20 protein-coding genes are annotated in these 21,660 nt (G+C 60.4%); 13 read left to right on the forward strand and 7 right to left on the reverse strand.

What is annotated here, in order from left to right:
* Positions 1 to 58 precede the first annotated feature (58 nt).
* The 5 genes from LGQ10_RS07950 (at position 59) to LGQ10_RS07970 (ending at position 6,238) form a co-directional block, all read left to right on the forward strand.
* Positions 59 to 3,106: an aminotransferase class III-fold pyridoxal phosphate-dependent enzyme gene (locus LGQ10_RS07950; RefSeq protein WP_226525216.1), complete on the forward strand. Its 3,048-nt coding sequence runs from the start codon at positions 59 to 61 to the stop codon at positions 3,104 to 3,106.
* Between the two features lie 200 nt (positions 3,107 to 3,306).
* Positions 3,307 to 4,095, forward strand: a complete 789-nt coding sequence (locus LGQ10_RS07955; protein WP_226525217.1) for an ABC transporter substrate-binding protein — start codon at positions 3,307 to 3,309, stop codon at positions 4,093 to 4,095.
* A 62-nt stretch (positions 4,096 to 4,157) separates the two neighbouring features.
* Positions 4,158 to 4,805 carry an amino acid ABC transporter permease gene (locus LGQ10_RS07960; RefSeq protein WP_226525218.1) on the forward strand — a complete coding sequence of 216 codons (648 nt, stop codon included), beginning with the start codon at positions 4,158 to 4,160 and terminating at the stop codon, positions 4,803 to 4,805.
* 9 nt (positions 4,806 to 4,814) lie between these two features.
* The gene (locus LGQ10_RS07965; RefSeq protein ID WP_226525219.1) at positions 4,815 to 5,474 is read left to right on the forward strand and encodes an amino acid ABC transporter permease; all 660 of its coding nucleotides are present in this window, start codon (positions 4,815 to 4,817) and stop codon (positions 5,472 to 5,474) included.
* A complete protein-coding gene (locus tag LGQ10_RS07970; RefSeq protein WP_058438946.1) occupies positions 5,471 to 6,238 on the forward strand; it encodes an amino acid ABC transporter ATP-binding protein in 768 nt (255 codons plus the stop codon). The genes LGQ10_RS07965 and LGQ10_RS07970 overlap by 4 nt, the downstream gene beginning before the upstream one ends.
* A gap of 118 nt (positions 6,239 to 6,356) precedes the next feature.
* On the opposite strand, the gene LGQ10_RS07975 is transcribed toward LGQ10_RS07970, so the two are convergent.
* Entirely contained in the window at positions 6,357 to 6,863 is a 507-nt protein-coding gene (locus LGQ10_RS07975; protein ID WP_058437753.1) for a GNAT family N-acetyltransferase, read from the reverse strand.
* A 356-nt stretch (positions 6,864 to 7,219) separates the two neighbouring features.
* Here LGQ10_RS07975 and LGQ10_RS07980 point away from each other — a divergent pair, with 356 nt between their 5' ends.
* The 3 genes from LGQ10_RS07980 (at position 7,220) to LGQ10_RS07990 (ending at position 9,061) form a co-directional block, all read left to right on the forward strand.
* A complete protein-coding gene (locus LGQ10_RS07980; RefSeq protein WP_226525220.1) occupies positions 7,220 to 7,879 on the forward strand; it encodes a hypothetical protein in 660 nt (219 codons plus the stop codon).
* Positions 7,880 to 8,020: 141 nt separating this feature from the next.
* Positions 8,021 to 8,182 carry a DUF2986 domain-containing protein gene (locus LGQ10_RS07985; RefSeq protein ID WP_226525221.1) on the forward strand — a complete coding sequence of 54 codons (162 nt, stop codon included), beginning with the start codon at positions 8,021 to 8,023 and terminating at the stop codon, positions 8,180 to 8,182.
* A 162-nt stretch (positions 8,183 to 8,344) separates the two neighbouring features.
* Positions 8,345 to 9,061 carry a lecithin retinol acyltransferase family protein gene (locus LGQ10_RS07990; RefSeq protein WP_226525222.1) on the forward strand — a complete coding sequence of 239 codons (717 nt, stop codon included), beginning with the start codon at positions 8,345 to 8,347 and terminating at the stop codon, positions 9,059 to 9,061.
* Between the two features lie 327 nt (positions 9,062 to 9,388).
* Here LGQ10_RS07990 and LGQ10_RS07995 read toward each other — a convergent pair whose 3' ends face one another.
* Positions 9,389 to 10,048, reverse strand: a complete 660-nt coding sequence (locus LGQ10_RS07995; protein WP_226525223.1) for a carbonic anhydrase — start codon at positions 10,046 to 10,048, stop codon at positions 9,389 to 9,391.
* A gap of 565 nt (positions 10,049 to 10,613) precedes the next feature.
* Here LGQ10_RS07995 and LGQ10_RS08000 point away from each other — a divergent pair.
* From LGQ10_RS08000 to LGQ10_RS08015, 4 genes are all read left to right on the forward strand, one after another.
* Positions 10,614 to 11,597: a DUF1852 domain-containing protein gene (locus tag LGQ10_RS08000; protein WP_226525224.1), complete on the forward strand. Its 984-nt coding sequence runs from the start codon at positions 10,614 to 10,616 to the stop codon at positions 11,595 to 11,597.
* Between the two features lie 27 nt (positions 11,598 to 11,624).
* Entirely contained in the window at positions 11,625 to 12,653 is a 1,029-nt protein-coding gene (locus tag LGQ10_RS08005; RefSeq protein WP_226525225.1) for a methionine synthase, read from the forward strand.
* 115 nt (positions 12,654 to 12,768) lie between these two features.
* Positions 12,769 to 13,278, forward strand: a complete 510-nt coding sequence (locus tag LGQ10_RS08010; RefSeq protein ID WP_226526113.1) for a flavin reductase family protein — start codon at positions 12,769 to 12,771, stop codon at positions 13,276 to 13,278.
* Between the two features lie 115 nt (positions 13,279 to 13,393).
* The gene (locus tag LGQ10_RS08015) at positions 13,394 to 14,047 is read left to right on the forward strand and encodes an epoxyqueuosine reductase QueH (protein WP_226525226.1); all 654 of its coding nucleotides are present in this window, start codon (positions 13,394 to 13,396) and stop codon (positions 14,045 to 14,047) included.
* A gap of 226 nt (positions 14,048 to 14,273) precedes the next feature.
* Here LGQ10_RS08015 and LGQ10_RS08020 read toward each other — a convergent pair whose 3' ends face one another.
* The 5 genes from LGQ10_RS08020 to LGQ10_RS08040 all read right to left on the reverse strand — a co-directional run bounded on the left by LGQ10_RS08020 (position 14,274) and on the right by LGQ10_RS08040 (position 20,513).
* Positions 14,274 to 15,209 carry a PoNe immunity protein domain-containing protein gene (locus LGQ10_RS08020; RefSeq protein ID WP_226525227.1) on the reverse strand — a complete coding sequence of 312 codons (936 nt, stop codon included), beginning with the start codon at positions 15,207 to 15,209 and terminating at the stop codon, positions 14,274 to 14,276.
* Positions 15,210 to 15,361: 152 nt separating this feature from the next.
* Positions 15,362 to 15,910, reverse strand: a complete 549-nt coding sequence (locus LGQ10_RS08025) for a cupin domain-containing protein (protein WP_058437402.1) — start codon at positions 15,908 to 15,910, stop codon at positions 15,362 to 15,364.
* A 363-nt stretch (positions 15,911 to 16,273) separates the two neighbouring features.
* Positions 16,274 to 17,554 (reverse strand): NAD(P)/FAD-dependent oxidoreductase, encoded by a 1,281-nt coding sequence (locus LGQ10_RS08030; protein WP_226525228.1) that lies wholly within the window; start codon positions 17,552 to 17,554, stop codon positions 16,274 to 16,276.
* Positions 17,555 to 17,612: 58 nt separating this feature from the next.
* Entirely contained in the window at positions 17,613 to 19,103 is a 1,491-nt protein-coding gene (locus LGQ10_RS08035; protein WP_226525229.1) for an aldehyde dehydrogenase, read from the reverse strand.
* A gap of 33 nt (positions 19,104 to 19,136) precedes the next feature.
* Complete coding sequence (locus LGQ10_RS08040) at positions 19,137 to 20,513, reverse strand: glutamine synthetase family protein (RefSeq protein WP_226525230.1); 1,377 nt, start codon at positions 20,511 to 20,513, stop codon at positions 19,137 to 19,139.
* 266 nt (positions 20,514 to 20,779) lie between these two features.
* Between LGQ10_RS08040 and LGQ10_RS08045 the strand changes: the two genes are divergently transcribed.
* The gene (locus LGQ10_RS08045; protein WP_226525231.1) at positions 20,780 to 21,535 is read left to right on the forward strand and encodes a gamma-glutamyl-gamma-aminobutyrate hydrolase family protein; all 756 of its coding nucleotides are present in this window, start codon (positions 20,780 to 20,782) and stop codon (positions 21,533 to 21,535) included.
* The last annotated feature ends 125 nt before the right edge of the window (positions 21,536 to 21,660 follow it).

Here is a 21,660-nt window from a genome sequence, read left to right on the forward strand (position 1 = left end):
CCCGCCAAGACTTCGCATGCCAAGCTAACTGAAAAAAATAACTTGGAAAACCACTACCATGACCGACCTTTCCCACCCCGCTCCCGAGTTCTCGAGCCGTGATGCCGAGCAGTTGGCCAAGCAGCTTTTCAATGTGACCGGTACGGCCACCCCACTGGATAGCGAGCGAGACTGCAACTACCGGTTGAAGACGGCAACCGATGCGGGCTGGATTCTGAAGGTCGTCAACTCGACCGAACCGCGAATCGAAAGCGAGCTGCAGACGGCCATCCTCAGCCATCTCGCCAGCCACAGTCCCGAGCTTGCCGTGCCCGTGCTCAAGAAAAGCCTTGCAGGTGATTTCCTCGCTGGTGCGGTGGCGCCCTCCGGCGAAACCCACGTGGTCCGCCTGGTGAGCTGGTTGCATGGGACACCGCTGGCCGAGGTCCAGCGCACGGTCGAACTCATGCGCAGCCTGGGCCGATCCTTCGGTGACATGGACCGGGCGCTCCAGGGTTTCATCCATCCGGGGGCGGTGCGGGTCCTGGACTGGGACCTGCGTCACGCCGCCCGTTCGAGGTCGCGCCTGCACTTCATCAAGGACCCTGGCAAAAGGGCCATCCTGGAACGGTTCATCGATGCCTTCGAAAAGACGGTCCAACCGACACTTTCACGGTTGCGCACCCAGGTGGTGCACAACGACGGCAATGACTGGAACATCCTCGTCGATCCGCAGAACCCCCAGACCGTCTCGGGCATCATCGATTTTGGCGATGCGGTGCATACGGTGCTCATCGCCGAAGTGGCCATCACCTGTGCCTACGCCATTCTCGACATGGAAGACCCCATCGGCGCGGCCGCCGCCCTCACCGCCGGCTTCCACGAGAGGCACCCCCTGCAACCGCAAGAGCTGGACGTGCTGTTCAATCTCATCGCGATGCGCCTGGTTATCAGCGTCACCTTGTCGGCATCGCGGCACCAGCAGGCCCAGGACAATCCCTACCTGGCGATCAGCGAAGCCCCGGCCTGGCGCCTGCTGGAAAAAATGGATCGCATAAACCCCCGCCTGGCGACGGCGATCCTGCGCAAAGCCTGTGGTTATGACGCGATCGAGGGGGCCGGTGCGGTTCGCCGCTGGGTCGCCGAAAACAGCCAGTCCTTCGCGGACCTCGTGCGTCCCGCGGCGGCGACCCTGAACAAGGTGATCGTGCCATTCGGCGATGCCTCGCACGTGATGACGATCGCTTCTGCCGAACAACGTCCGGCAGAGGCGACCCAGTGGTGGAATGACTTCTCAAGGGAACACAAGGTGCCACTCGGCATCGGGCCCTGGGGCGAAGAACGGACGATCTATACCGACACGGCATTTGAATCGCGATTCATCGAAGGGCAGCGGCGGATCATTCACCTGGGCGTCGACTTGATCATGCCGGCGGGCACACCCTTGTACACACCGGTTGCCGGCGTGGTGCAGAGCGTCGAGGTCGAGCGGGAACCCCTGGGTTATGGCGGCTTGATCATGCTCAAGCACTCCCCTGAAGGCTGCCCGCCCTTCCTCACCCTGTGGGGCCACATGGCCCACGAAGCACTGGACCGCTTGCAGCCTGGCGACTGCCTTGAGGCCGGCGCGCTGGTGGGCTACATGGGGGCGGATACGGAAAACGGCGGCTGGCTCCCGCACCTGCATGTCCAGATGTCCACTGACATCAAGTTGAAAGCCTGCGAATTCATCGGCGTTGGTGAGCGGGCTTACCTTGATGTGTGGGCCGACCTGTTCCCCGACGCATCGACGCTGGCCGGCATCCCTGCGGAAACCTATAGCCAGGAAGGCAGGACCAAGGCCCAGATCGTGGCGAAACGCAAGGAGCTGCTGCTGCCCAACCTGTCGATTTCCTATTCGGACCCGATCAAGTTCGTGCGCGGTGATGGGGTCTGGTTGATCGACAACTTCGGCAGGGCCTACCTGGATTGTTTCAACAACGTGTGCCATCTCGGCCACTCTCACCCCGACGTGGTGCAAGCACTTGCGCAACAGGCCTCACGCCTGAACACCAACACGCGCTACCTGCACGACAACATCGTGGAGTACGCAGAGCGACTCACCGCTACCTTGCCCGAGGGCTTGGCGGTCGCCTCCTTCGGCTGCTCGGGCAGTGAAGCCAACAGCCTGATGCTGCGCATGGCGCGCAACCACACCGGGCGCAACGATGCCATCGTGCTGGACTGGGCCTACCACGGCACCACGCAGGAGCTGATTGACCTCAGCCCTTACAAGTACAAGCGCAAGGCCGGCAAGGGACGTGCCGAGCATGTGTTCGAGGCGGCCGTGCCGGATGCTTACCACGCTGCCGATGACTGGCCGTTCGAGGAGCTGGGCCGGCGTTTCGCACACAGTGTCGCCGAGCAGATCGACTGCATGCGCAAGCAGGGCCGGGCCCCGGCATTCTTTTTGGCAGAGTCCATTCCCAGTGTCGCCGGGCAGCTGTTCTTCCCGGAAAACTACCTGCAGGAAGTCTATGCAATGGTCCGTGCCGAGGGCGGGCTTTGCCTGGCCGACGAAGTCCAGGTCGGTTTCGGGCGAGTGGGCAGCCACTGGTGGGCCTTTGAAACCCAGGGCGTCGTGCCCGATGCGGTATCGATGGGCAAACCCATTGGCAATGGGCACCCGCTGTCGGCGGTGGTGACCACTCGCGAGATCGCCGACAGCTTCGACAATGGCATGGAGTACTTCAATACCTTCGCCGGCAGCCCGGTTTCATGTGCCGTGGGACTGAGCGTCCTCGACGTGATCGAACGCGACAACCTGAAACTCAATGCGCTGACGATTGGCAACTACTTGCTCGATGGCTTTCGCCGGCTGCAGCAGCGATACGATGCCATTGGCGACGTGCGCGGGCTCGGGCTGTTCCTCGGGATGGAACTGGTCACCGATCGCAAGAGCAAGCTGCCGGCCACGCAACTGGCCAGGAAGGTCGCCGATGGCGCGCGGGAGCGCGGCATTCTGATCGGCACCGAAGGCCCCCACGACAACGTTCTGAAAATGCGCCCTTCGATGATCTTCAGCCAAGGGAACGCCGACTTCCTGCTCGAAGTCCTGGACGACAGCTTCAAGGCGGCACTGCGGTAGCACATCGCTCGCGCACCGGGATCGGGGCGCGAGCGACCGGCAGCGTGGCTGACCGGCATAGTGTCGGCCAACTCCGGCAATGTGTCCGGCAGTCGGACACCTTGCCGGGTGCTTTCCAGAGTGGCCTGTGCAAAGCTTCCCCGAGGCCAGGGTGAAGAGCCCAACAACAATAAATAATAATTCTTCGAAGGTGCCATCCCATGCTAACCAGAACGCTCAAGGGTCTGCTTGCTGCATCCACCGTCGCGGCCGCGGCGCTCCTTTGCCCAGCAGCAGCTCAGGCTGATGACTTGAAGTCGATCCAGGAAGCCAAAGAGATTCGCATCGCCATGAGCGGTCAGTACTCTCCCTTCAGCTTTGCCAACGAGCAGAACCAGATCGTCGGGTTCGACGCCTCCATCAGCGAGGCCCTGGCCGAGCGGCTCGGGGTAAAGGTCACCATCATCACCACGCCGTTCGACGGGATCATCGCCGGGCTCCTGGCAAAAAAGTACGACGCCATCATCGCCTCCATGACCATCACTCCGGAACGTCTGAGGGCCGTGGACTTCGCAGGTCCCTACTACCATGCCGGCCGCACGATCGTGGTGAAGGAGGACTCCCCGATCAACAGCCTCGATGACCTGAAAGACGTGACGGTCGGCGTCACGCTTGGGGATGCGCATGACAAGTGGGCCAGGGCACGTGGCAACTTGAAGGTGAAGACCTACAAGGGCCTTCCCGAGATGCTGGTGGACCTGGAAGCCGGGCGCATCAACGCGATCGTGATGGACAGCGTTCCGGTGCTGGTCGCCGTCAAGGAAACCGGACAGCGCGTTCGCATCATTACTCCACCCCAGGAAGACGGCGGCATCGAAGGCATGGGCATTGCGCTGCGCAAGAACAACCCCGAGCTCAAGGCGGCGATGCAGAAGGCGCTCGACGACATGCTCGTCGATGGCAGCTACGAAAAGATCTCGATGAAGTGGATTGGCAAGGACATCCGCTGACTCATGTCCAGCCTGGCCCGATGTGTCGTCGGGCCAGTCAATCTGACTTTCCGAGCCCTCCCATGGACCTGACACTCATACAGCGCACACTGCCGTTTTTTCTGGAGGCGGCCTGGGTCACGGTGCACGTTTCGCTGCTGGCCCTGATGCTGGGCTTGCTGGTGGCCATCGTGCTGGTGGCCGGCCGGCTGTCCGGCTCTTTCCTGCTTCGCGGCCTGGCCAGGCTCTACATCAGTGTGTTTCGCGGCACGCCCTGCCTGGTCCAGCTGTTTCTCCTCTACTTCGGCGGCCCGCAGATCGGGCTGGAGCTGGAGCCGTTCTCGGCAGGGGTCATCGGCCTGGGCCTGAACATCGCGGCCTACATGGCCGAATCCATTCGCGGCGCCATCATCAACGTCAATCCCGGCCAGGTCGAGGCGGCACGCTCGATTGGTTTCGCAAAGGGCCAGACCCTTTGGCTGATCACCCTTCCGCAAACGGCAAAGCTGATGATCAGGCCACTGGGGGTCAATGCCGTCGCGCTGATCAAGGGCTCTGCATTGGTGTCGACCATCTCCGTGGTTGAGCTTTCCTATACCGCGCAACGCTTCATCAGTTCGACGTACAAGCCATTCGAAATCTTCATGGTGTCGGCAATCCTCTATATCGCCATGGTCTACACGGTCAGGTTGATTGTGGATCACCTTGATAAACGCTTCGCGGCAAAGTGAGACTGTTCAATGCCAAGCCTCGACCTGAGCATCGTGACACCCTACTCCGAACTCCTGGCGACCGGCCTGTGGTGGACCATCGTATTGTTCCTGAGCTCCAGCGCCCTGAGCCTGATCGCCGGCATTGCCTTTGCCCTGATCGTTCTCTACACCCCAAGGCTGGTGTCTCTGCCCATCCGCTTCATGACCTGGCTGCTGATGGGCACGCCCCTTCTGCTGCAGCTGTACGTGATCTATTACGGGCTGGTGCAAGTGGGTATCGATATTCCCGCCTTGATGGCCGGCATCATCGGCCTCAGCCTGCACTTCGCCGTCTACAACGCCGACGTCATCCGGGCCGGTGTCATGTCGGTGGACCCAGGCCAGGTTGAAGGCGCGCGATCCATTGGCCTGAGCCGCGGCCAGACCCAACGTTACGTGGTTGTGCCACAAGCCCTGCGCAGCACCCTCGCACCGCTTGGCAACAACCTGATCGTACTGCTCAAGGACACGTCCCTGGTGTCGATCATCGGTATTGCCGAGCTGGTCTACAGCGCCCAGCGCGCCGTGAGCGAGACCTACAGCCCGTTCGAGTTCTATCTGGCCGTCGCGGTGATCTACTACGCGGTCAATCTCGTTCTTGAAGCCGGCCTGCACCTTCTTGAAACCAAGGTAGAGATGTCACGATGACCACGCAAAACCTCATGATCGAAGTCAAGGGTGCTCGCAAGGCTTATGGAGCACTGGAAGTCCTCAAGGGAATCGACCTCTGTGTCTCGCGCGGACAGATCATCGCCATCATCGGCCCCAGTGGCTCGGGCAAAAGCACACTGCTGCGCTCGATCAATCACCTTGAAGTGCTGAACGACGGTGAAGTCTGGCTGGAGGGCGAACACGTCAACCGGCCACTGAAAGGTCGTGCATTCGAGCGGCACATCAATACCGTGCGCCAGCAGATGGGCATGGTGTTCCAGCACTTCAACCTGTTTCCTCACCTGACCGTCCATGAAAACATCGCCCTCGGACCGATCAAGCTCAAAGGCCTGACGAAAACAGCTGCCCGTGAACTGGCCATGGAGTACTTGTCGAAAGTGGGCCTGGCCAACAAGCTCGATGAGTACCCCTCCCGCCTGTCCGGCGGACAGAAGCAGCGCGTGGCGATTGCCCGGGCACTGGCGATGCGCCCCAAGGTCATGCTGTTTGATGAGGCGACCTCGGCGCTGGACCCCGAGCTGGTCGAGGAGGTCAACCTGGTCATGAAACAGCTCGCCGCCGAGCACATGACCATGTTGATCGTCACCCATGAAATGCGTTTTGCCGGTGAAGTGGCCGACCGGATCATCTTCATGGACGGCGGCGTGGTGGTGGAGGAAGGAACGCCCCGGGAGATCCTGCAGAACCCCGTTCACGAGCGGACCCGGTCGTTCCTGAAAAAGCACCTGCACGAGCGATAGGTTGCATGCCCGCTCGCGAACCTGCTGTAGCACCATGCGAATACGCTTCAAGTACCCGCCTGGCGCAACAGCAGGCCGAATCAGGCCAGGCGCGGACCGAACGCGTCCGCTGGGTTTGTCACACGGGGTCGAGTTCCAGCTCCATGGCCTGGGACATCAGGCTGGAACCCGCGCGCAGCGGCTCAAGCGCCCCAACGGGATGGAAACCATAAGCCTTGTACATCTGCATGGCTGGTGTCGGTGCATAGGTGACCCCCAGCCGAATCCGCCTCGCCCCCCTGTCCCTGGCCCAGGCCAGCACGTGCTCGATCAAGGCGGCACCGGCCCCCTGACCACGCAACGCAGGATCGACCCACATCTGGTAGAGGTCGGCTACCGCGATTTCGGCGAGCGGCAACTTGCACCAAGCCAGACCGCAGGCCTGGTCCCCCTTGAAGGCAAGCAGCACCAGGTCATTGCCCGAAGCCAGGGCTGCGGCAACACGTGCAATCCAATCCTCGTCCGCCCTCGCCGCCTCGGACTCATGGGTGCTGGCGAAAGCATCCGGTGAATCCTGCAACGCGCGCAGGCGCATATCCCGGTATGTCTGCCATTCATTGGCCTTTATCGAACGTGTCGAGATCACGCTAACTCCCCTCCTTAAATGACCGGGTAACCTGTCGATGGCAACCCACCCAAGACATGAACCACGAGCCCCTGAACGATTGCAAGCCAGCGCCCCTGCATTTTCCAGTGCTGACCAAGGGCGGAGCGCCAGGTACAGCTGGACACCATCGCCTCGGCAGCCAGGTCACTTCAGGCCTATTCCTCGGCCGAAGTAGGCAACAACCAGTCCAGGTGCTACGTCATCAAGACAAGGTGCAACCCGCACATCGATCACAGTCCCCATTGAAATATACCGGCGTGCGCCTGCTACACTCGCGCCCCGATCCACCTGCCGATGACCACAGGTACTGGTCTCTCCACTGAAAGGACGCTTCCATGAACAAGGCGCTCTACAGCCTTTGTGCCGCCACCCTGGCGCTGTCTCTCGACGCGGCCCATGCCGCCTCCGTTGCCGAAGTCTTCACCGGTGACATGCTGGGCACCAACCAGCGCTACTTCGAATCGGTAGCCGGAATTCCCCGGGAATCCAATGGCAATGCCCATGTGTTCAAGGTCCAGGGCTGCCAGATCACCGCAACCATCGAAGGCGGCAAGGTCAGCACCTTGCGCATGGAACTGAGCCCCAAATGCCAGGCCGACCTGACCCAGTTCGTCGGCACCTATGCCCCTGCTCCCGGCCAACCCCTCACCGTGGGCGCCTTCAACGAGTCGTCCGGCGGAGGCCTGAGCTATAGCGCCGACTGCCTGAGCATGTGCGGCAATGCCGCGGACCCGTCGGTCTATGCGCACTGGGAAGGCCCCCATGCCGTGGACTTCAAGGAAGTGCTGCTGGAGGTCATGCTGGTCTCGGACGCAGCGATCAACGCCGCCGACCAGTGGGCGACCCAGATGCAGAAGGCCGAGGGCGACGACTATGTGATGGAGACGCGCTTCAACTGCGACCAGAAATACGCTCCCGTCGCGCAGAAGGCCTTTGAAAAAGTGCAGGTCACCGCCGTCACCATCGGCACCGGACTCAAGGCGCCCGGCTGCTGACAGCCAACGCCAGAGGCGTGATGGCAGCCGGGAATGGACCACCACCGGCTGCCCCACCGACAGGCGAGGCGTCAGCCAGAGCGCACCCAGGGATCCGGCTCAAGCTGATATCATTCGCGCCTCCACCCTGGGTAGAAAACGATGAATCGTCGCAAGAAAATCAAGCAGCTGTTGGACGCTCACGCGAAAAAAGCCAAGGCCAAGCTGGCTCCGAAAAACAAGCCCAAGTACATCTGCAAGGCAGACCGATTGAAGTTGGCCGAAACAGCCGCTCGTGAGGCGCAGGCGTCGACCGAGGGCTGATACGGCAGGCTCGAGCAGTGGCCTCATGGGCCGGTCACTCATCTGTACTGGCTTACGGCGATGAGCCGCTGGAAATGCCTGTATCAAGGTGACGACGTGAATCGAAGCCGGGCCGTTTGAGAGTAGCGCCTCCCAGAGCACACAACTGGAGTCTCATCGAACATGTACGCCACTGGAACGCATCTGATCGTGGGTCGAGGTCTCTACACTCACCACGGGATCTTTGTCGGCAGGAATCGCGTGATCCACTATTCCGGCATGGGCTCGGGCCTGCATAAGGGCTGTATCGAGTCGACCTCTCTTGAAGCCTTCCTGCAAGGCAAGCAGGCCAGGGTCAGGACTTACAAAAAAATCCATTTCCGCGGCCCCGAGATCTGCCGCCGGGCCCGCTCGCGGCTGGGCGAGGATCAGTACAACCTCCTGTTCAACAACTGCGAACACTTCGCCTCCTGGTGCGCCACCGACCGACATACCAGCAAGCAAGTTGAAGCGGCGAGCCAGCGCCTGGGCGCGGCTACCACGGCCCATCTGCTGGGGCGCCAGGTGGCGAAAAAAGCTGCAGAACACACCACCAGGGCTCTGCTCAACCAAGGCGCAAACGTCGCTGCACGCCAGATGCTGGCCGGCCAGGTCACCAAGACCGCGGCCAATCAAGTGGCCCGATCACTGGCCGGCCAGGCCATGGCCAAGGGCGCAGTCAGCACCGTTGCCGGTTTCGCTGCCACAAGTGGAGTTTCCGGCATGACTGCTGCGGGGCTTGGCGTAGTGGGTTTCGCCGGCGGAACAGCCCTTGCCCCCGCGGTGGCAACCGTAGCCGTCGCGGCAGGCGCGGCTTATGTCGTCAGCAGCGTCTGGGATTGGGTAACGGATTGGTGGTAGGCCGCAAGACTTAGGCAGCAGCCGGCCCTCTCCCGCCAACAGGCGACGCGCTGCGTCTCATGCCGATCAGTCAGGATATGGTAGGAGCGAGGCTTGCCCGCGATGGACGTCAGAGCGCTGCGCTGATCCAGTCATGCGCTACCGTTAACCACCATCGCGAGCAATCGAGCGTCGACCGGCTGCTCCTGCAGGGGACCACCTCGCTTATAGGGGGAGGTCCTGCGGACCACAGCACAGTCGAGGATTTCCAGCAGGTTGCGGGCTGCGCCGATGTGTTGGTGAGCGCAGGTATCCCGACCAGCAGCCATCTTCAGTTGTTTGTTGCCATTACATCTGTCTGCCGTTTTGCGCAGCGATCGCAACGGTGGTCGGCGAATCAGCGAGGGGGATGAACTTACGTGTCGCACCATCAAGCGCATCGATGCCCCCCGCCTCGATGTCGTAGACCCAACCGTGCAAATTCATGCGTCCCTGTTCGAGCGCAAGTGCCACGGAGGGATGCGTACGTAGGTTCGCCAGTTGGGCAATCACGTTTTCGCGCACGAGGCCGTCGAGCTTCGCACGAGGCGTGTCGAACTCATGCGCCGCGTTAATCGCTTTCGCGGCGTCCGAATGGCGTAGCCAGTTGGCCACTGCCGGAAGATGATCCAGGCACGTGCAACGCGAAATCGCGCCCATCGCGCCGCAGTCCGAGTGGCCACAAATCACGATGTCCTGTACGCCGAGCACTGCGACTGCATATTCGACGGTGGCTGAAACGCCACCAGGCTCAGGGCCATACGACGGCACAATGTTGCCAGCGTTGCGAATGACGAATAGTTCGCCCGGCTCCCGCTGCGTAAGGAGTTCAGGCACAACACGACTGTCCGAGCAGGTGACGAACAACGCCTTCGGATTCTGTGTCGTCGCGAGCTGCTTGAAAAGCTCGATGCGTTGCGGATAAACCTCGCGCTGAAAGCGCAGAAAGCCGTCAATGATGTCACGCATGGAGTCCTCCAAAACCCAATACCAGATGTTGGCACAAAGCACTCGATAGGCCATCGTGCCGCAGTGGTCGTCATTATTGCAGACGTCGAGCGCGCTGGCTGCAAGCCGCAATCATCGCGGCGGATATCCGAAGCGCCTTGGCAGTCGCCCTTTTAGCTTTCGCTGGTCTGTAGGGCGAGTGCGGGTGGAAAGCGAGTGTTCTAAAGCGACAGCTCTTGGCCAGATGGCAGGCTGCCAGGTAGCGAAAAGTACATTCGTCCGCGACCTGCGCTCACATCCTGCCCCTCGGCCTCAGCCGACGCCTGTGGCCCCCGGAAATGACGATGCACAGCGTCGGAACTGGCCGGACAGCGAGTGGCGCAACTGACCGTATACCCATCATGAGCAAGCCTAAAGATTGAGTGAAATCAATTCGTTTTCACTCGATCAATGCTGCTGCATAAAATGCACCCCAATTGGAAACATCAAAAAGATCATCAAGTAAAACCAGAACACTGAACTGGAGTTAAACAAACCCAACAGGCAAGTTCAGGTCTTACCTCAAGATTCAGGGTGCCGGATCATAATGAATAACGAGTTTGCATTTACCATCAAGAGCATTTGTTTCGACGAAAATTATCAACCCTCTGAAAACACCCGCATCACCACCAATTTCGCCAACCTGGCCAGAGGAAATAGTCGCCAGGAGAATCTGCGCAACACGCTGAGGATGATTGACAATCGATTCAACGCCTTGGCGCATTGGGACAACCCCAGGGGTGATCGTTACACCGTCGAACTCGAAATCATTTCCGTAGAGATGAACATTGACGCCAAGAGCAATAACGATCCGCTACCACTGATCGAAGTATTGAAAACCAATATTATCGACCAGCAAACCAACGAGCGCATCGAGGGTATTGTCGGAAACAACTTCTCGTCCTACGTCCGGGACTATGACTTCAGCGTGCTGTTGCTGGGGCACAACAATGGCCAGTCCGGTTTCAGCACCCCGGATAATTTTGGCGACCTGCATGGAAAGCTGTTCAAGTACTTTGTCAACTCGAGCACTTTCAAGGAGCACTTCAACAAGCCGCCTGTCATATGCCTGAGTGTTTCAAGCAGCAGGACCTACCATCGGACTGAAAACCACCACCCGGTACTGGGTGTTGAATACCAGCAGGATGAGTACTCCTTGACCGATGAATACTTCAACAAGATGGGTTTGAAGGTTCGCTATTTCATGCCTGCGAACAGCGCCGCGCCTCTGGCTTTTTATTTTTCCGGCGATCTGCTGGGTGACTACACCAATCTTGAACTTATCAGCACCATCAGCACGATGGACACCTTCCAGAAGATTTACCGGCCCGAAATCTACAATGCAAACTCCGCGGCAGGAAAGTCTTATCAGCCAAGTTTGAAAAACCAGGATTATTCATTAACTCGAATTGTCTATGATCGAGAAGAACGCAGCCGACTGGCCATTGAGCAGGGACAGTTTGTTGAAGAGCACTTTATCAAGCCATACCAGACCCTTCTTGAGCAGTGGTCTGCCCGCTACGCTCTTTGACCGATAAAAAATACAAGGTTATCCATCATGAAAAAACTGCTACCTACTTCAACCGCCGGCAGCCTGCCAAAACCCTCTTGGCTTGCACAACCCGAAACACTCTGGTCGCCGTGGAAACTGCAAGACGAGGAGCTGACTGAAGGCAAGCAAGATGCTTTGCGCTTGTCGTTGCAAGAGCAGCAGCAGGCAGGCATTGATATTGTCAGTGATGGCGAACAGACCCGCCAACACTTCGTCACTACATTTATCGAGCACCTTGACGGCGTTGACTTCGAAAAGCGCGAGACCGTCAGAATTCGTGATCGTTATGATGCCAGCGTACCGACGGTGGTGGGCGCGGTGACTCGCCAGAAACCGGTCTTTGTCGAAGATGCCAAATTCTTGCGCCAGCAAACCAGGCAACCCATCAAGTGGGCCCTGCCAGGTCCCATGACGATGATCGATACGCTTTATGACAATCACTATAAAAGTCGCGAAAAACTGGCCTGGGAATTCGCCAAGATTCTCAATCAGGAAGCCAGGGAACTGGAGGCTGCCGGTGTCGACATCATCCAGTTTGATGAGCCCGCCTTTAATGTGTTCTTCGACGAGGTGAATGACTGGGGAGTTGCCACCCTGGAAAGGGCAATTGAAGGCCTTAAATGTGAAACCGCTGTGCACATTTGCTATGGCTATGGCATCAAGGCCAATACAGATTGGAAAAAAACGCTGGGTTCGGAGTGGCGGCAATACGAAGAAGCCTTTCCCAAGCTGCAAAAGTCCAGCATCGATATCGTCTCGCTGGAATGCCACAACTCTCATGTCCCGATGGATCTCATTGAGCTCATTCGCGGCAAGAAGGTGATGGTAGGCGCCATTGATGTGGCGTCCAACACCATTGAAACACCAGAGGAAGTAGCCAATACCCTGCGCAAGGCACTGCAGTTCGTCGATGCCGACAAGCTCTATCCCTGCACCAACTGCGGCATGGCTCCCCTGCCCCGCCACGTGGCCAGAGGCAAGCTGAATGCTTTAAGTGCAGGCGCAGAGATCATCCGCCGGGAACTCTCGAACTAGTACCGAGCGAAAGTCAAAGGAGGTGTATGGAGGGTGAAGCGCAAGGGTGAAGATTGCCGAGCTGCTTCAGGCCTCCTTGGCACTTGCGAGATGCACCCAATACTCAGGACCTGCCATGTCACTTCCCAGTACGGCTATCGAGCCATTGAGCTTTCGCGAAGCGCTCGGGCACTACGCATCCGGTATCACGGTGATTACATCCCACATCGATGGCGAGCCCATTGGCTTCACTTGCCAGTCGTTCTACAGCGTGTCGATGAGCCCGCCGCTGGTGTCCTTCAGCGTAATGTCCAGTTCGGCCAGCTATCCCAAGATTCGCCAGGCAGGTCGGTTCGTGGTCAACATCCTGTCGGGTGAGCAGGTCAGGATTTCCAATCAGTTCGCTCGCAAAGGCACGGACAAATGGCACGGAGTCGAATGGCAGGAATCGCCGCTGGGCAATCCGGTCATTGCTGGCAGCCTGCACTGGCTTGATTGCGAAATTCACGCCGAACACGCCGCCGGTGATCACCTGATCGTGATTGGTGAAGTGAAAGCGCTGAACCTGCAAGAGGCTGCCGCCACGCAGCCATTGCTGTATTTCAAAGGACAATATTGCAACATCGCCGCGCCAGGCACGGTGTGAGCATTTAACCACGCGGCTCTCTTTACGCCTTTCGCGACGCGGGTCCGCAGGTTGCCGGAGCACCTCACTGTGCTCCGGTCTTTTCACATGGACCGTCATACCCTGGACACCCCTCATGACAGACATCAAAAGGCCTAAACTCAGCCTTCCCGATGGCGCGCAGACATTGCTGCTGCACTCCTGCTGCGCGCCCTGTTCGGGAGAAGTAATGGAAGCGATCACCGCCTCGGGCATCGACTACACCATTTTCTTCTACAACCCGAACATTCACCCTGAGCGTGAATACCGGTTGCGCAAGGACGAAAACATTCGCTTTGCCGAAGACCACAAGGTGCCGTTTATCGATGCCGATTACGATAAAGACAACTGGTTCGAACGTGCCAGGGGCATGGAGCACGAACCCGAGCGGGGCGTGCGTTGCACCATGTGTTTCGATATGCGCTTCGAACGTACCGCCCTCTACGCCTATGAAAACAACTTCAGCGTGATTTCCAGCTCCCTGGGTATCTCGCGCTGGAAAGACATGAAGCAAATCACCGACAGCGGCATTCGCAGCGCGCAAAAGTATCCCGGCATCACCTATTGGGACTACAACTGGCGCAAGGGGGGCGGCTCGGCGCGGATGATCGACATCAGCAAGCGCGAACGTTTTTATCAGCAGGAATATTGCGGTTGCATCTACTCGCTGCGCGACACCAACCACCATCGCAAGGACCAGGGGCGAGACATCATCCGCATTGGCGTCAAGTACTACGGGGACGATGAGTGATCGCTTCGCGGCCCGCCCTGGCCTCGATCGATGCAGTGCCTGGTAGCGAAGAATCAGCAGGCATGATTGGCCCATGAACGTTCTGAAAAAGCTGTTGGTCGAGCAGCCCTTCGCTTGCGTCGTGGAGTTCGCTCACAAGCCTTCATCGCAACCTTTTGCCCCACGGCATTCGACCACAAGCAACCGTTGCAGAGCGCTGGGGCGAATATCTGCCTGACCCGACGCCCTACGCCTGCGCCACCCAGTACCAGACCGTTTGCCCCTCGAACTCCGGCATCACCTCCCCCGCCTCAAAGCAGCGCCGCGACTCCGGTTCCACCGGGGTGAACCAGTACCCGGCCTTGCTGCAGGACTGCCCCGCCACGACCGGCGCCACCTGTTTGGGGTGGCTCGGCTGAAGGTTTCTTGCATAGGCCACCAGGTCCTTGGGATAGACCCGGTGCTCGACCCCACTGTCATCAAGGCCATACAGGAAGGCGATGGCGGCCGCCTCGAACGCCCAGTACCCGCAATAGCTGCCCTCATCCCCTTGCAGGTGGTTGTCGTGCCAGGGCGCCTGTTCGAATGCGGGATACCAGTCGTCGCAATACTGCTGCAGAAGCTCGCTGGCCTCGGCCGGGTCGTCGGCGTAGATGGCCTGTATCAGCGGCGTGTAGACCTCGTGGTACCAGTCATCCACATCAGCGCGGTCGGGCAGCAGTTTGCTCAGCAAGTCCTCGTAGAGGGTGTCGTCCCCTGCATAGCCTGCCGGGTCGATCAGGGCCACGAAGCGCTGTAGCAGGTCGGCACGGTGCAGCAGGATGCACAGGCTGAACACCTGGACGCACTCTTCGTACTGGTCAAGCCAGTCGTCGATGGCCAATGGCGTGATGTTCGGAATCTGCTCGTAGGTGGCCAACTGGGTTTGCAGGTGCTCGTAGCTGTCCACCAGGGTTTCCAGCAGGGGAATCAACAGGTCGATGCGATGGCCGGCGGTGTAGCGGATGAGGATTTCCTTGAAGATCCACTTTTGGAAATGCCGGGCCCTGAGGGATTTTTCCTGGGCTTCGGAGTCGGCCTCAAAGGTGTTTTCGGCAAAGAACTGCACACTGTGCTGGTAGTTGCTGAAGAAGTTCTCCAGACGCGCTTCGCTCAGGAGGGCTTGTCTTCTGTCCTTGATCATGGGTCTTCCTTGTTGGAGCGGCGTCCACACCAGGCGCAACACCGGTACTGGCCTGGCTGCCTGGTCAGGGATAAAAAACAAAGCCTGCGGCACAGGTGGCGCAGGCTTGAACAGGGTTGCAACAGGCCTGGTTGAATCAGTGGCCGACCCGCCTAGAAATTCGCCGGGGTGTTGGCGCTGATGATCTCGGCCTCATCCTGGCCAATATTGCGAAAGCTGTGGGGCAAAGTGGTGGGGAAGTAGTAACCATCCCCCGGGTTGAGCACGCTCACCTGCCCGTCCACCGTCAACTCCACGGTGCCGCGAGTCACCAGGCCGCACTCCTCGCCTTCGGCATGCACGATCGGCTCTGCGCCGGAGCTGGCACCCGGGGCGTACTGCTCGCGCAGAAAACGCATCTGCCGGTTGGCCAGCGGCGCGCCGATCATCAGCAGGCGCAGGCCATCACGACCCAGGTCGGGCTGTTCGTTGGCGCGGAACACGTACTGGTGCTCCCGAGGCGGCTGGTCGAAGGTGAAGAAGTCGGCCAGGGACATGGGGATGCCTTCCAGCAGCTTTTTCAAGGAGCTGACGGAAGGGCTGACGCGATTCTGTTCGATCAGGGAAATGGTGGCATTGGTAACGCCGCTACGACGGGCCAGCTCGCGCTGGGAGAGTTTGTAGCTTTCGCGAACGAGTTTGAGTCGGGTGCCCGTGTCCATAACAGCCTTATGTGAGTGGAACTGAAGGGTATCGTGTGGCGGTTGAGTCGCGAAAAACGCGATCTGGCTGCCCCTGGAGCCGGAAAAGGCGGCTATTTAAACATGTTTGACACAGGGACTGTAAAGACTGGCGATGAGGGGAACGGCGGGGGAATTTCGGGCTGGGTTGGCGCGGGCTGCAACCCCCTGAAACCCTGCCTTTTTGTGGCGAGGGAGCTTGCTCCCGCCCGGCTGCGCAGCGGCCGTAACCCGGGCGACCGGGTCATTGGGATTGATCGCGGTTGCCTGGGTTGGGAGGGCTGCGCCCTCCAGCGGGAGCAAGCTCCCTTGCCACGGAGGCGCTTTGCCCTACTGGTCAATGAATCAGATGCCGAAGCGGTCGCGCAGGGCGTAGTACGCGGCGCCCAGGGCGGTGAGCGGGACCTGGAAGGTCCGGCCGCCAATCATCGGCATATGCGGCAGGGAGGCAAAGGCGTTGAAGCGCTCGGCGTCGCCGCGGATCATTTCGGCAATCAGCTTGCCGGCCAGGTGCGAACAGGTGACGCCGTGGCCACTGTAGCCCTGCATGTAGTAGGCGTTCTTTTCGATCCGGCCGAATTGCGGCATGCGCGACATGGTCAGCAGGAAGTTGCCGGTCCAGCGGTAGTCGATCTTCACGTCCTTGAGCTGGGGGAAGGTCTTGAGGATCTTCGGCCGGATCAGTTGCTCGATGTCGTCCGGCTCCCGGGCGCCGTAGACCACCCCGCCGCCGTACAGCAGGCGGTTGTCGCCAGTGAGGCGGAAGTAGTCCAGCAGGTAGTTGCAGTCTTCCACGCAGTAGTTGTTGGTGATCAGGCTGCGGGCCAACGGCTCCGGAAGTTGCTCGGTGACCACGATCTGCGAACCGCAGGGCATGCTCTTGCGGGTCACCCGGGGGTCGAGATCCTGCTGCAGGTAGGCGTTGCCGGCGATCAGCAGGTATTTGGCACGGACCACACCCTTGGCGGTGCGAATCACGTTGGGTTCGCCGTAGGTGATTTCCACCGCCGCCGATTGTTCGAAGATCTTGCCCCCCAGGCCGATGATGGCGCTGGCTTCGCCCAGGGCCAGGTTCAGCGGGTGGATGTGGCCGCCCTGCATGTCCAGCAGGCCGCCGATGTAGTTCCGGGTGCCGACTTCGCGGTCGATCTGCGCCTTGTCCAGCAGCTTGAGGTTGGGGTTGCCCAAGCGTTCCCAGTTGCGCTTCTGTTCCGCCAGGCCCTTGAGCTGCTTGTTGTTCAGGGCGGCGAAGATGCCCCCGGGGCGGTAGTCGCACTGGATGTCGTAGTGCTGGATGCGCTGGCGGATGATCTCGGCGCCCTCGAAGATCATGCTGCCCAGCACTTCGGCGCTTTTTTCGCCGTAGCGCTCTTCGATCACATCCACGTCGCGGCTGTAGGAATTGACCAGTTGCCCGCCGTTGCGCCCGCTGGCGCCGAAGCCGACCTTGGCCGCTTCGAGCACGGTGACGCTGTAGCCCGCTTCCGCCAGGAACAGGGCCGAGGACAGGCCGGTGTAGCCGGCGCCGATCACGCAGACATCGCACTCCACAATCTCGTCGAGTGGCGGGTAGTCGGTGGTCTGGTTGCGGGTCGCGGCGTAGTAGCTGTTCACGTAGTTTTGCATAGGAAAAGTCTCCAGCGGGTACGGACCACAACAGCCCACCCCACCGTTGTTATAAGAGTTAGAGCTTGATCCAGGTTGCCTTGAGCTCGGTGTATTTGTCGAAGGCGTGCAACGACTTGTCGCGGCCATTGCCGGACTGCTTGAAGCCGCCAAACGGCGCGGTCATGTCGCCGCCGTCGTACTGGTTGACCCACACGCTGCCGGCCCGCAGGCCACGGGCGAAGCGGTGGGCGCGGCTGAGATTGGCGGTCCAGACGGCAGCGGCCAGGCCAAAGATGCTGTCGTTGGCGATCTGCAGCGCTTCTTCTTCGGTATCGAAACTGATGAGTGACAGCACCGGGCCGAAGATCTCTTCCCGGGCGATGGTCATGGCGCTAGTCACGCCATCGAAGATCGTCGGCTCGACATACAGGCCGCCGCTGCTTTCCAGGACGCGGGTGCCGCCGGCCAGCAGTTGGCCGCCCTGCTCCTTGCCGATCTCGATATAGCGCAGCACGTTGTCCAACTGGCGCTGGTCCACCACCGCGCCGACCCGGGTTGCGGGGTCGAGGGCATGGCCCGGTTTCCAGCCCTGGAGAGCCTCCACCAACAACGGGATGAACTGCTCGCGGATCGAACGCTGCACCAGCAGGCGCGAGCCGGCGGTGCAGACTTCGCCCTGGTTGAAGGCAATGGCCGCGGCCGCCGCTTCAGCCGCCGCGCGCAGGTCCGGGGCGTCGGCGAACACCACGTTGGGGCTCTTGCCACCGGCCTCCAGCCACACCCGCTTCAGGTTGCTTTGGCCGGCATACACCAGCAATTGCTTGCCCACGGCGGTGGAGCCGGTGAAGGCCAGCACGTCCACATCCATGTGCAGGGCCAGGGCCTTGCCCACGGTATGGCCGTAACCCGGCAGGACGTTGAACACGCCCCTGGGAATGCCGGCCTCCAGGGCCAGCTGGGCAATGCGGATCGCCGTCAGCGGCGACTTTTCCGACGGCTTGAGAATGAACGAGTTGCCCACCGCCAGCGCCGGGGCAAACTTCCAGCTGGCCATGATCAGCGGGAAATTCCACGGCACGATGGCCGCCACCACACCCGATGGCTCCCGGGTCACCAGGCCCAACTGGTCGTGGGGCGTGGCCGCCACTTCGTCGTAGAGCTTGTCGATGGCTTCGGCGTTCCAGCGGATCGCATTGGCGGTAGCAGGAATATCGATGGCCAGGGAATCGCTGATGGGCTTGCCCATGTCCAGGGTTTCCAGGAGCGCCAGTTCGTCCTGGTGCTCGAGGATCAGTTCGGCGAAGCGCATCAGGATGCGCTTGCGCTCGGCCGGGGCCTTGCCCGACCAGACGCCACTGTTGAACGCCTGGCGCGCCACCGCCACCGCACGATCGGCATCGGCCTGATCGGTGCTGGCGACATTGACCAGAAAGCGCCCGTCCACCGGGCTCAGGCACTCAAAGGTGGCGCCACTTTCAGCAGCGCAGTACTGGCCGTCGATAAAGGCACGGCCTTCGAGGCAGAGGGACTGGAAGTGCTGCTCCCAGTCACTGCGGGATCTAGTCATGGCAAATACTCAACACAGGAGGCGACACGGTCATCAGACCGTGTGCAGATACCAGTTGTATTCCAGGTCGGAGATGGAGTTCTCGAACTCCGCCAGCTCGCTTTCCTTGCAGGCCACGAACACGTCGATGTACAGCGGGTCGATGTACTTGGCCATCACTTCGCTGTCGTCCAGTACGCGCAGGGCGTCGCGCAGGTTGGTGGGCAGGCTTTGCTCGTTCTGCTCGTAGGAGTTGCCTTCAACTGGCGCTCCCGGATCGATCTTGTTGGTCAGACCATGGTGAATACCCGCCAGCACCGAAGCCATCAGCAGGTAAGGGTTGGCGTCGGCGCCGGCCACCCGATGCTCGATCCGCACCGCATCGGCCGAACCGGTGGGTACGCGCACGGCCACGGTGCGGTTGTCGATCCCCCAGCTCGGCGAGTTCGGCACATAGAACTGCGCGCCGAAACGGCGGTACGAGTTGACGTTGGGGCACAGGAACGCCATCTGCTGCGGCAGGGTGTCCAGCACGCCGCCAATGGCGTGGCGCAGGGCTTCGTTGGTCTCTGGGTCTTCGCTGGCGAAGATGTTGTTGCCTTGCTTGTCGAGGATCGAGATGTGCACGTGCAGGCCATTGCCCGCCTGGCCCGGGTAGGGCTTGGCCATGAAGGTGGTGTCCATTTCATGGTCGTAGGCGATGTTCTTCACCAGGCGCTTGAGCAGCACCGCATAGTCGCAGGCCTTGATCGGGTCGGACACGTGATGCAGGTTGACTTCGAACTGCGCCGGGGCACTTTCCTTGACGATGGCGTCGGCGGGAATGTCCTGCTCTTTCGCACCTTCAAGGATGTCCTGCAGGCAGTCGACGTATTCGTCCAGGTCGTCGATCAGGTAGACCTGGGTGGAGTGCGGACGCTTGCCGGAAATCGGCGAACGGGGCGACTGCGGGCGACCGTTCACGTTGTCCTGGTCGATCAGGTAGAACTCCAGCTCGAAGGCGGCGCAGATGGTCAGCCCCAGTTCGTCGAACTTGCTCACCACCTGGCGCAGCACTTCACGGGGGTCGGCGAAGAACGGCTGGCCTTCGATCTCGTGCATGGTCATCAGCAGTTGCGCGGTGGGGCGCTTCTGCCAGGGCTCGACGCACAGGGTGCCGGGGATCGGGTAGCAGATGCGGTCGGCATCGCCGATGTCCAGGCCCAGGCCGGTGCTTTCCACCGTGGAGCCGTTGATATCCAGGGCAAACAGCGAGGCTGGCAGGTTGATGCCTTTCTCGTAGACCTTGTGCAGGGCGGTGCGCTCGATGCGCTTGCCGCGCACCACACCGTTCATGTCTGCAATCAGCAGATCGACGTAGAGAACCTCGGGGTGTTTTTTCAGGAAGGCATTGGCTTCATTGAGTTGAATGGCACGCGGGGGGACCGACATGATGCACCTATTGTGTTAATTATTATGTTCACTACCGTGACGCACTCGCAGTCAATCCGAAAGAAAAACCGAAGTCAATAGCCCTGCGCGGCGTCGATCCGTTAATTATTTTGCCCCACATAAAACAAATAAGCCCCAGCATCTAAGCAACTCAAGGCTTTCAGATGAAATGCGTTTAGAATTTTTTACATGAAAGTTGTCAATTAAAATCAACGAGGATAAGCTCTGGAAAAACTCGTTCCAGCGTGAATTTCGAGGTGATAAAAATGGCATCCAAGCCATTGATCGGCGTAACTGCGTGCGTCAAAGAGATCGGCCTGCACCCCTACCATGTCAGCGGCGACAAGTACCTGCGTGCTGTCAGTGTCGCGGCCCAGGGCCTGCCCCTGATCATTCCCTCCCTGGCGGACCTGCTCGATATCGACGATCTGCTGCACAACATGGACGGGCTGCTGTTTACCGGTTCGCCGTCCAATGTCGAACCCTTCCACTATCAGGGCACACCCAGCGAACCGGGTACCGCCCATGATCCGCAACGCGATGCCACTACCCTGCCCCTGCTGCGCGCGGCGATTGCCGCTGGCGTACCGGTGCTCGGCATCTGCCGCGGCTTCCAGGAAATGAACGTGGCCTTCGGCGGCAGCCTGCACCAGAAGGTCCATGAACTGCCGGGCTTTCTCGATCACCGCGAGGCCGACGACCCGCGCATCGAAGTGCAGTACGCCCCCGCGCACCCGGTAGCGATCCAGCCTGGCGGCCTGTTCGAGGCCATGGGCCTGGGCGGCGAGATCCAGGTCAACTCGATCCACAGCCAGGGCATCGACCGCCTGGCCAAGGGACTGCGGGTCGAGGCCGTGGCGCCGGACGGCCTGGTCGAGGCGGTGTCGGTGGAACACAGCAAGGCCTTCGCCTTCGGCGTGCAGTGGCACCCGGAATGGCAGGTGCTGTCGAACCCGGCCTACCTGCGGATCTTCCAGGCCTTTGGCGACGCCTGCCGGCAACGCGCGACACAACGCCGCTGAATCCCGACCCCGGGCCGCAGGCGCGGCCCTGGTCACCTCCACCTGCATCACACGCCCTGCCCCACGGCGCGTGCACCTGTGCGCGAGCAACCTGCGGCGTGAGCAACAAACGGCAAGACCACAAC

This window comes from Pseudomonas sp. L5B5 (genome assembly GCF_020520285.1).
Lineage (GTDB): Bacteria > Pseudomonadota > Gammaproteobacteria > Pseudomonadales > Pseudomonadaceae > Aquipseudomonas.

Excerpts from the sequence above, each read along its gene's own strand:
- LGQ10_RS07950 (WP_226525216.1), top strand. The coding sequence starts at position 59 with ATGACCGACCTTTCCCACCCCGCTCCCGAGTTCTCGAGCCGTGATGCC.
- LGQ10_RS07955 (WP_226525217.1), top strand. The coding sequence starts at position 3,307 with ATGCTAACCAGAACGCTCAAGGGTCTGCTTGCTGCATCCACCGTCGCG.
- LGQ10_RS07960 (WP_226525218.1), top strand. The coding sequence starts at position 4,158 with ATGGACCTGACACTCATACAGCGCACACTGCCGTTTTTTCTGGAGGCG.
- LGQ10_RS07965 (WP_226525219.1), top strand. The coding sequence starts at position 4,815 with ATGCCAAGCCTCGACCTGAGCATCGTGACACCCTACTCCGAACTCCTG.
- LGQ10_RS07970 (WP_058438946.1), top strand. The coding sequence starts at position 5,471 with ATGACCACGCAAAACCTCATGATCGAAGTCAAGGGTGCTCGCAAGGCT.
- LGQ10_RS07980 (WP_226525220.1), top strand. The coding sequence starts at position 7,220 with ATGAACAAGGCGCTCTACAGCCTTTGTGCCGCCACCCTGGCGCTGTCT.
- LGQ10_RS07985 (WP_226525221.1), top strand. The coding sequence starts at position 8,021 with ATGAATCGTCGCAAGAAAATCAAGCAGCTGTTGGACGCTCACGCGAAA.
- LGQ10_RS07990 (WP_226525222.1), top strand. The coding sequence starts at position 8,345 with ATGTACGCCACTGGAACGCATCTGATCGTGGGTCGAGGTCTCTACACT.
- LGQ10_RS07995 (WP_226525223.1), bottom strand. The coding sequence starts at position 10,048 with ATGCGTGACATCATTGACGGCTTTCTGCGCTTTCAGCGCGAGGTTTAT.
- LGQ10_RS08000 (WP_226525224.1), top strand. The coding sequence starts at position 10,614 with ATGAATAACGAGTTTGCATTTACCATCAAGAGCATTTGTTTCGACGAA.
- LGQ10_RS08005 (WP_226525225.1), top strand. The coding sequence starts at position 11,625 with ATGAAAAAACTGCTACCTACTTCAACCGCCGGCAGCCTGCCAAAACCC.
- LGQ10_RS08010 (WP_226526113.1), top strand. The coding sequence starts at position 12,769 with ATGTCACTTCCCAGTACGGCTATCGAGCCATTGAGCTTTCGCGAAGCG.
- LGQ10_RS08015 (WP_226525226.1), top strand. The coding sequence starts at position 13,394 with ATGACAGACATCAAAAGGCCTAAACTCAGCCTTCCCGATGGCGCGCAG.
- LGQ10_RS08020 (WP_226525227.1), bottom strand. The coding sequence starts at position 15,209 with ATGATCAAGGACAGAAGACAAGCCCTCCTGAGCGAAGCGCGTCTGGAG.
- LGQ10_RS08025 (WP_058437402.1), bottom strand. The coding sequence starts at position 15,910 with ATGGACACGGGCACCCGACTCAAACTCGTTCGCGAAAGCTACAAACTC.
- LGQ10_RS08030 (WP_226525228.1), bottom strand. The coding sequence starts at position 17,554 with ATGCAAAACTACGTGAACAGCTACTACGCCGCGACCCGCAACCAGACC.
- LGQ10_RS08035 (WP_226525229.1), bottom strand. The coding sequence starts at position 19,103 with ATGACTAGATCCCGCAGTGACTGGGAGCAGCACTTCCAGTCCCTCTGC.
- LGQ10_RS08040 (WP_226525230.1), bottom strand. The coding sequence starts at position 20,513 with ATGTCGGTCCCCCCGCGTGCCATTCAACTCAATGAAGCCAATGCCTTC.
- LGQ10_RS08045 (WP_226525231.1), top strand. The coding sequence starts at position 20,780 with ATGGCATCCAAGCCATTGATCGGCGTAACTGCGTGCGTCAAAGAGATC.